This window comes from Parasphingorhabdus sp., assembly GCF_036964675.1.
Taxonomy (GTDB): domain Bacteria; phylum Pseudomonadota; class Alphaproteobacteria; order Sphingomonadales; family Sphingomonadaceae; genus Parasphingorhabdus.
The window spans coordinates 10,581-19,741 of the sequence record NZ_JBALTF010000055.1; the positions used below are offsets into that span (position 1 = coordinate 10,581).

10 protein-coding genes are annotated in these 9,161 nt (G+C 58.4%); 8 read left to right on the forward strand and 2 right to left on the reverse strand.

Features of this window, described 5'->3' with window-relative positions; translation table 11 throughout:
• The 6 genes from V7665_RS10210 to V7665_RS10235 form a co-directional block, all read left to right on the forward strand.
• A partial coding sequence (locus tag V7665_RS10210) for a molybdopterin dinucleotide binding domain-containing protein (RefSeq protein ID WP_335664433.1) occupies positions 1-1,251 on the forward strand: 1,251 nt, incomplete at its 5' end.
• 130 nt (positions 1,252-1,381) lie between these two features.
• Positions 1,382-2,683 (forward strand): aromatic ring-hydroxylating oxygenase subunit alpha, encoded by a 1,302-nt coding sequence (locus tag V7665_RS10215; protein WP_335664434.1) that lies wholly within the window; start codon positions 1,382-1,384, stop codon positions 2,681-2,683.
• Positions 2,684-2,728: 45 nt separating this feature from the next.
• A complete protein-coding gene (locus tag V7665_RS10220) occupies positions 2,729-3,484 on the forward strand; it encodes an SDR family oxidoreductase (protein ID WP_335664435.1) in 756 nt (251 codons plus the stop codon).
• A 90-nt stretch (positions 3,485-3,574) separates the two neighbouring features.
• Positions 3,575-4,639 carry a GTPase ObgE gene (gene obgE, locus V7665_RS10225; RefSeq protein ID WP_335664436.1) on the forward strand — a complete coding sequence of 355 codons (1,065 nt, stop codon included), beginning with the start codon at positions 3,575-3,577 and terminating at the stop codon, positions 4,637-4,639.
• Positions 4,636-5,745 carry a glutamate 5-kinase gene (gene proB, locus V7665_RS10230; protein WP_335664437.1) on the forward strand — a complete coding sequence of 370 codons (1,110 nt, stop codon included), beginning with the start codon at positions 4,636-4,638 and terminating at the stop codon, positions 5,743-5,745. Before obgE ends, proB begins: the two co-directional genes overlap by 4 nt.
• A 5-nt stretch (positions 5,746-5,750) precedes the next feature.
• Positions 5,751-6,683 (forward strand): NAD-dependent epimerase/dehydratase family protein, encoded by a 933-nt coding sequence (locus V7665_RS10235; protein ID WP_335664438.1) that lies wholly within the window; start codon positions 5,751-5,753, stop codon positions 6,681-6,683.
• A gap of 6 nt (positions 6,684-6,689) precedes the next feature.
• On the opposite strand, the gene V7665_RS10240 is transcribed toward V7665_RS10235, so the two are convergent.
• Positions 6,690-7,208, reverse strand: coding sequence for a Pycsar system effector family protein (locus V7665_RS10240; protein WP_335664439.1), 519 nt, complete (start codon positions 7,206-7,208; stop codon positions 6,690-6,692).
• A gap of 151 nt (positions 7,209-7,359) precedes the next feature.
• Between V7665_RS10240 and V7665_RS10245 the strand changes: the two genes are divergently transcribed.
• A complete protein-coding gene (locus V7665_RS10245) occupies positions 7,360-7,605 on the forward strand; it encodes an acyl carrier protein (RefSeq protein ID WP_335664440.1) in 246 nt (81 codons plus the stop codon).
• A 91-nt stretch (positions 7,606-7,696) separates the two neighbouring features.
• A complete protein-coding gene (spt, locus tag V7665_RS10250; RefSeq protein WP_335664441.1) occupies positions 7,697-8,896 on the forward strand; it encodes a serine palmitoyltransferase in 1,200 nt (399 codons plus the stop codon).
• Positions 8,897-9,023: 127 nt separating this feature from the next.
• Here spt and V7665_RS10255 read toward each other — a convergent pair whose 3' ends face one another.
• Entirely contained in the window at positions 9,024-9,158 is a 135-nt protein-coding gene (locus V7665_RS10255; protein ID WP_442955211.1) for a BrnA antitoxin family protein, read from the reverse strand.
• Between the last annotated feature and the right edge of the window lie 3 nt (positions 9,159-9,161).

Below are 9,161 nucleotides of genomic sequence, written 5' to 3' on the forward strand. Positions count from 1 at the left end.
ACCGGCACCGGTCCGGAAATGGCCGGCAATGGTACGCTCACCGAATATCTGGTGGCCTCGCTCAATATCCTTTGCGCCCGCTTCAATCAGGAAGGCGAGCGGGTCTCCGCGCCGATGGTTTTCAATCCGCTGATGGGCGGACCGAAGAAGGCACAGGTTGCCCCGAAAATGGCAACCTTTGGCGAAGGCTTTGCCAAATCGCGGATTCGCGGTCTCGGGACATTGGGCAAGGAAATGCCCTGCAACGTGCTGGCTGATGAAATCCTGACGCCCGGCGAAGGCCAGATAAAGGCGCTGATCTCGATCGGCGGCAATCCCGAAATTGCCTTCCCCGATCAGAATAAGGTCCGCCGTGCGCTGGAAGAATGCGAATTGTTCATCCAGGTCGACCCATGGATGTCGGCCAGTGCCAAACGTGCCGACATGATCCTGGCTCCCTCCATGTGTCTGGAGCGGGAAGACATCAACAATGTCTCCGACGCCTTCACCGAGGAAGCATATGGCCATTATACCGAGGCGATGGTTCCCGCGCCCGGCGATACGATGGACGAATATGAAATGCTGTGGTGGCTGGCCAAGCATATGGGCATCGAAATGAATTTCCCCGGCGGTCCGGTGTCGATGGACGAATGCCCCGACAAGGTCACCGTGCTCGACCTGATTTCCGAAGGCTCGCTGCTCAAGCCAAGCAAGGCCAAGGCCGATGCGGCGGCGCTGGAACGTAAAGGCGCGGCGATCACCTATGAGGAATTGCATCCGGTCGTCGGTCCAGCCGATCCGGACGCCGACGAAAAATTCGATCTCAATGCCGGGGCGATGCCGAGCGAGCTGATCACCTATGCCGCCAATGATCCGGTCGACAATGGCTTTGACTTCCGCCTGATCTCCCGCCGGTCCAAGCATCGCTACAACAGCAACGGCCATACTTTCCCGAAACTGGTCGAAAAAATGCCGACCAATCCAGCGTTTTTCAACCCCGCCGATCTCGCCGCAGCAGGCATAGAAGACGGCGCCATCATCGAAATAACCTCTCCCACGGCATCGATATTCGGTCTGGCCAAGGCGGACGACAAAGTCCGCCCCGGCGTGATCTCGATGAGCCATGCCTTTGGCGATAGCGAGGCCGGCAAGGATGACGTGATGACCAAGGGCGGCTCGACCAATAGACTGATCGTCGACAATGATCATCTCGATCCGATCACCGGGCAAGCGATGCAGAGCGCGATTCCGGTGAGGGTGAGTGCGGCCTAGAGCGAGAGCGCGCCTGCGAAGATAGGAAAGGGATCGATGCTATTATTGGCAAAACCCGGTCTATCATATTTGCCAATCGACTTTAGCGCACGGATCGGGTCTTTCCTGTTGGCAGGAAGAGGATAGAATCATGCCCATGACGCAAGGCTATGTCGACCAGATGAAACGCCTGATGGAATGGGAGGCCTCCCGCACCGCGCCGCCAGAAGGCTTCCCGCGCCTGCCGGACATGCCGGCTGGCCGTTACACGTCCCAGGAATATTACGATCTCGAGCAGCAATATCTGTGGAAGAAAAGCTGGCTGTTCGCCGCGCATATCGATGAAGTCCCCGAACCCGGATGCTTCATGAAATGGGAGCAGGTCGGCGATCCGATCATCATCGTGCACGGCATGGATGGTGAAATGCGGGCTTTTTACAACACCTGCCGCCATCGCGGCGCGCCGGTGGTGACCCAAGAAAAGGGCAAGGCACCGCGGCTGATGTGCGGCTATCACAACTGGACCTACAAGACCGACGGCACGCTGGTCGGTGTGACCGACAAACAGGATTTTCCACCGGACTTTGATCTGAGTTGCCGCAGCCTGATTCCGGTCAAATGCGAGATGCTGGGCAATCTGATTTTCGTCAATTTCGATGAAGAGGCGATGCCGCTCAAGCAGTGGCTCGGGCCGGTCTGGGACGAGTGGAAGGAATTCCGCTTTGACAAGATCAGGCTGGCGGCGCGTCATAGTTTCGACCTGAAGTGCAACTGGAAAGTGGCGATGGAGGCGAATATGGAGGTTTACCATGTGCCCTTCATCCATCCCGACACGGTCGCGCCCTTGGTCGACAGCAAGCGCAATGTGAACACACTCTATCCCAATGGCCATGCCCGGATGCTGGCCCCCGCGCCCGAACAGACGGACCGCGAGCATGTCCGGGCCATCGATAGCCCGCCCAACTGGCAGGAGATTGAAGGGGTCGGCGAATTGGGCCGAACCTGCACGCAAAGCTACACGATGTTCCCCAACTGGGTGTCGCCGCTGAGCAATTATTTTGTCCCGCCGCTGATTTTCTGGCCGACGTCGCTCAATACGACGCGGCTGGAACTGGTAACCATGGCGATGGACTGGGGCGATGGCCCGGCACCGGATCTCTGGACCGTGCCGGATGCCAGCAAGCCCAATGGCCGCGATATGTCGCCGATCATCCTCGAGGACACGCAATTTGGTGAAATGATCCAGAAATCGATGGAAAGCGACGGCTTCAAGAGCGTGCCGCTTAGCTATCAGGAAGCGCGCATCTACAGCTTTCACCAGAATTGCGACAAGATGATCGGTCTCAACCGGGTGCCGGAACATCTCGCCGTCGAGCAGGTGATTGGCGAGGATTGGGTCTTTCCCAATGATCCCCGCGTCGCCGAGATGGAACAGCTGGAAGCCGCAGAATAATCTGACGAAACACGGCATCGGCGCAAGCCGGGACAAGGAGCATCAATGGGACGGGTTCAGGACAAGATCATATTACTGACCGGCGGCGCGATGGGACTGGGCAAGGCCTCTGCCCGGCGCCTGGCCGAAGAAGGCGCGCGCGTGCTGATCACCGATCACAATGCGGAAGCCGGAGCGGCAACCGCGGCTGAACTTGGCGCCAATGTCGATTTTCTGGAGCAGGACGTGACCGATCCCGAACGCTGGGGCGAGGTGATTGCCCATGTCGAGGCGACATATGGCCGACTCGACGTGCTGGTCAACAATGCTGCCGTAACGGTCTTCGGTTCGATAGCGGACGTCAGCTACGAAGATTTCCGGCGCTGTTACACGGTCGATGTCGACTCGATATTCCTGGGCTGCAAGGCGGCCCTGCCGCTGATGAGCAAGACCGGCGGATCGATCATCAATTTTTCATCAGCCGCTGCGATTAACGCCAGCGCCGATCTGGTCGCCTATAACAGCGCCAAGGCCGCGATCCCGATGCTTACCAAATCCATCGCGCTCTATTGTGCGCGCGAGAAAAACGGTGTCCGGGTCAACGCCGTGCTGCCAGGCACGATCATGACGCCCAATGTGCGCAGCGTTATCGACGGCACGCCCAATCCTGCGGAAACGGAGGAACTGTTCAGCCTGGCTCAGCCGGTCGGCCATATGGGGGAACCGGATGATGCGGCGCATCTCGTGGTCTATCTCGCCTCCGACGAAAGCAAATTCGCCACCGGAGCGGCATTTGCGGTCGATGGTGGCCTGAGCATATAGTCCGAACCGGCGGGCGGGAGGATCACGGCAACAGCTTTATATTGCACCAAGGCCTAGCCTTTCGCTCGCCTAGTCCCTAAATGCACAAATATGCATTTTCTCGATCAAGCCAAAATCTATGTCAGCTCCGGTCAGGGCGGGCCTGGCGCTGTCAGTTTCCGGCGCGAAAAATATATTCAATATGGCGGCCCCGATGGCGGCAATGGCGGCAAAGGCGGCGATATCGTCTTTCGTGCGGTTGAAGGCCTCAACACGCTGATTGACTTTCGCTATGCCCAGCATTTCAAAGCCCCGCGCGGCAAGGGCGGCGCTGGCCGCAACCGGACCGGCGCCGGTGGCGAAGATCTCATCGTCAAGGTGCCCGTGGGCACACAGATATTGTCGGAAGACAAGGAACAAGTGTTGCTTGATTTCACGCACGAGGGTCAGCAAGCGATGTTCCTCGAAGGCGGAATCGGCGGACGCGGCAATGCCAGCTATAAAAGCTCGACCAACCGTGCACCGCGTCAGCATCAGCCCGGCGAACTCGGCGAAGAAGCGGCCGTCTGGCTGCGGCTCAAGCTGATTGCCGACGCCGGCCTTGTTGGCCTGCCCAATGCCGGCAAATCGACGCTGATCAACAAAGTGACCAACGCGGGCGCGAAAGTCGGCGCTTATCCGTTTACCACCATCCACCCACAACTGGGTGTTGTCCGGCACAAGAGTCGTGAATTCGTACTCGCCGACATCCCCGGACTGATCGAGGGTGCCGCAGACGGAGCCGGCATTGGCGACCGCTTTCTGGGTCATATCGAGCGTTGCAAAATCTTGCTCCATCTGGTCGACGCGACCGGCGACGATCCGGTCCAGGCCTGGAAAACGGTCAGCAAAGAGCTTGAGAAATATGGTGGCGGACTGTCTGAAAAGCCCCAGATACTGGCGCTCAACAAGGCAGATCTGCTGGATGACGACCTGATGGCCGACATTGCCGATCAATTGCGCGCCGCCGGTGCGGAACATGTTCTGCCGGTATCTGGTGCAACCGGTGCCGGACTAGACGCCGCTCTCGACAAAATCCTTGAAGCGGTTGGCGAGAATAGTTCGATCGAACGCAAGGGCCAACCAACGCGCGCCTCAGGTGAAGAGGATGTAGTCAAGGACTGGTCGCCGCTGTGAATGCCGCAAAGCGGGCTACGATTGTCGTCAAGGTCGGGTCTTCCCTGCTCGTCGGCGAGGATGGGCAAGCCCGAAGGGCATGGCTGAAAACGCTGGTTGCCGATATCGCCAAGCGCCATCAGGCGGGCGACAATGTCATCATCGTCTCGTCGGGATCGATTGCCCTTGGCGCACGCAAGCTTGGCCTTGAAAAAGGCGGCCGGGCCAATTTGGCCGACGCACAGGCTGCGGCATCGGTAGGACAGATCGCATTGAGCAGCCTGTGGTCGGAACTGCTCGGAGACCATCAGCTCACTGCCGCCCAGATGCTGCTGACGCTCGATGACATGGAAGATCGCAAGCGCTATCTCAACGCAACCGCAACGCTGGAAAAATTGCTCGAACATCGCGCCATTCCGGTGATCAACGAAAATGACAGCGTCGCCACCGACGAAATTCGCTTTGGTGACAATGACCGGCTGGCCGCCCGGGTGGCTCAGGCTGCTGCTGCCGACCGCGTTCTTCTCCTTTCTGACATAGACGGTCTCTACGACCGCAGGCCGGGCAGCGAAACCCACGGACAATTTATCGGCATGGTCGAAACCGTCGATGAATCAATCATGGCGATGGCAGACGGCAGTTCCTCATCCGGCCTGGGGTCAGGCGGGATGACATCCAAGCTGGAAGCCGCGAAAATCGCCAATCTCGCCGGGATCGAACTGTCGATCATTTCCGGACGGGAAGACCATCCGCTGGAACGCTATGCGCTGACCAATGTCGGCACCCTGTTCAAGGCCGGAGATGGTGCCAATGCCCGCAAGGCGTGGCTTGGCGGCCGACTCACCTCCGCCGGGACGATTACGATCGATGCCGGCGCGGTCGCCGCCTTGCAATCCGGCAGCAGCCTTCTCGCGGCAGGGATCATCACCATTGATGGCCAGTTTGTTCGCAGCGATGTGATCGAGATCAAGGATGCAAGCGGCCTGACGATTGCGCGTGGTCTGGCTGAATATGACGCTCTTGATTGTGCCAAGATCATCGGCCGCCGCAGTTCCGAATTGGAGGCTCTGCTGGGCTACGCCCCGCGCAGCGCGGTGGTGCATCGCAACCAGATGGTGCTGGTCTAGTCAGCATGGCTGGCCCCTCGCAAAAAACAATCGCAATCACTGGCGCGACCGGCTTTGTTGGCAGCCGGATGCTCGATCTGGTGGTTCGCGAAGGCTATGATGCGCGCGCACTGACCCGGCGCAAACAGGATGACCGTCCCGGCGTCACATGGGTGCGCGGTGCACTGGATGATGCAGCGAGTCTGGCAGACTTGTGCAGCAGCGCCGATGTCATTCTGCACATTGCCGGGGTCGTCAACGCCCCGGACCGGGCCGGGTTTGAATCTGGCAATGTCGCCGGGACTCTGGCTGTTGTGGAAGCCGCCAAACGGGCCGGAACAAAACGATTCATCCACGTCTCTTCTCTGGCAGCCACCCAGCCGCTGCTGTCGATCTACGGCGAGACCAAGGCCAAGGCCGAAAAAATTATCGCAACCAGTGGGCTCGACTGGACGATCATCCGCCCGCCCGCTGTCTACGGACCCGGCGATGGCGAGTTTCTGGATCTGTTCAAAATGGCCAGGCTGGGATTTGTCACCCTGCCCCCCGATGCCGATGGCCGCCTGTCCGTCATCCATGTCGAGGACCTGTGCCGCGCGCTGCTAGCACTGTTGCCGGAACAGGACGATCTGACGGCCCAGATATATGAAGTTGATGACGGCAAGCCGGGCGGCTGGACCCAGGCCAGCTTTGCCAAGGCAATCGGCTGGGCGATCGGCAAACGCATTTCTGCGGTCGGCATACCCAAATCGCTGTTGCGTCTTGCTGCCAGGGCGGACCGCCTGGTGCGCCGCGACAAGGCCAAGCTTACCGCAGACCGGGTCAACTATTTTTGCCATGATGACTGGACGATTGACCCGCAAAAACGTCTGCCGACGCAATTGTGGCAAGCGCAGATCGAAACCCGCGAAGGCCTGAAAGATACCGCTAAATGGTATCGGCATAACGACTGGCTGTAGCAGACTTCAGAGAATGGGACCGGCGAACTGCTCGTAAACATAGGCGATGAAGGTCAGGGTCAGGCCGAGCAGAAATACCCGGTAGGCCCAGCCGAGAAAGCGGTATTTCTTGCGGCCGAGCAATATCCCCATCTGATAAATGTCGCGCAGCATCGCGCGGTAGACAGATTCCTGTGTTTCGAATTCCTCGTTCAACAGATGATCGATAAATTCCTCTTCCGACAGACCGCTGAACCCGCCAAAAAACAGCAGATTGGTCGGGCCATCCTTGCGCGGGGCAAAGGACGGCATCACCGCAATCGCGGCCAGGCCAGCGGAAGCAAAGGCGGCTATCGCCAGGATCAGCAGCGGAAGCGAAAGATCGCCGGTCCGGCTTTGTCCGACAGCCAGCGTAAAGACGATGAACGTCGCCCCGATCAGCATATTGGCTTTATGGTCGGCCATCATGCTCAGCTGAACATGATGTTGCTGGGTCGTCCGCAGCGCGTAGACCGCATCATCTGGCCATTTTCTGTCGTCTGCCATATATTTTTCCCATGCTTTCGAGAAGGTGGCACAAACGACGCATTTGGGCAAGCTGATGCCACTTTTGCGCCTTATTCGCTTGCCAATGGGGCGCATCCATTGGCAAAGGTCAAGCAAGGCAATTTGGCCAGTGACACTAGGAAAGCATTATATGGCAAATCGCGAAGACATCATGGCCAAGATCAGCGAACTGATCGGGCCGTTCAACAACAAGGGCGTCGAACTGTCGGCAGCCACGACCTTTCAGGGCAATCTCGAATGGGACAGCCTGACAGTCATGGACTTTGTCGCTGCCGTCGAAGATGAATTTGACATCATCATCACCATGAACATGCAGGCCGAGATCGAAAGCGTCGGCCAGCTCGCCGATGCCGTCACCAAGTTGATGGAAAACTGAAGCGAAACACCCGTTCGCCCTGAGCTTGTCGAAGGGTCGCTCGAGCGGGTGGCTCAAAGTTTGACAGACTCAGCACGAACGGAAGTAAAGAATGACCGATCTACTCAGTAAATTTGATCCGCTCATCCAGGAGCGTGAAAACCTCCTGGCGACGGGCGTCAAAGACCCGTTTTCGCTGGTGATGGAGCAAGTGCTTTCGCCAACCGTCGCGATTTGCGATGGCAAGGAAACCATTCTCCTCGGCACCTATAATTATATGGGCATGACCTTTGACGATGACGTTCGTCAGGCTGGCCTGAAAGCGCTGGAAGAATTTGGTTCCGGCACCACCGGCAGCCGGGTGTTCAACGGCACCTACAGCCTCCACCGCGATTGCGAGGAAGCGCTCAAGGAATTTTATGCGATGGACCATGCGATGGTCTTTTCCACCGGCTATCAGGCGAATCTGGGCATTATCTCCACGCTCGCCGGCAAGGGCGACTATGTCATTCTCGACATCGACAGCCATGCCTCGATCTATGACGGCTGCGCGATGGGCAATGCCGAGATCGTCGCCTTTCGCCACAATGATGTTGAAGCGCTGGAAAAACGGCTGAAACGCCTGCCACCGGAAGCCGGCAAGCTGGTTGTCCTCGAAGGCGTCTATTCGATGCTCGGCGACGTCGCTCCGCTCACCGAGATGATCCGCGTCTGCAAGGAAAATGGCGCCATGATACTGGTCGACGAAGCCCACTCGATGGGCTTTATCGGCGAAAATGGCCGCGGCGTCGCCGAAGCGCAGGGTGTGCTTGACGATGTCGATTTCATCATCGGCACGTTCAGCAAAAGCGTTGGCACGGTCGGCGGCTTCTGTGTCTCCAACCATCCGAAATTTGAAATATTGCGGCTGGTTTGCCGCCCCTATGTGTTCACCGCCAGCCTGCCGCCGAGCGTGATGGCGACGGCGAGCACCTCGATCCGCAAGCTGATGCACAGCGGCAACAAGCGCGCGCATCTGTGGGAGAATAGCAAGAAACTGCACCAGGGCCTGCGCGATCTCGGCTTCACCCTCGGCACACCCGAGGCGCAAAGCGCGATTATCGCGGTGATCATGCCCGACCTCGAAAAAGGCGCGATGATGTGGCAGGCTTTGCTCGCTGAAGGCTTATATGTGAACCTCGCCCGCCCGCCAGCAACACCGGCCAACATGACTTTGCTTCGCTGTTCACTCTGCGCAGAACATACGAGCGAGCAAGTCGACCAGATTTTGGGGATGTTTGAAGCGGCCGGGAAAGCGGTTGGGGCTATCTAGTGATGCAGCTGCTTAATCCTTTGCGGTGGCACTGGATTATAGCGATAATATTCATACCGGTGCGTGCATTACACGCTGGATTGGTGGCGATCTCCACATATGCTTGCGCTAGCTAGGGCCGCCAACCCTATCCCGCCTTGCGATCATCAGCTTCGACAAATCGCCGGAGCGCAGCGTTGATCCTCGTTTGATAACCGCTACCCGACTGCTTGAACCAGTGCAGCACATCGGCGTCCAGCCGCAAGGTCACTTGCTCCTTCACCGG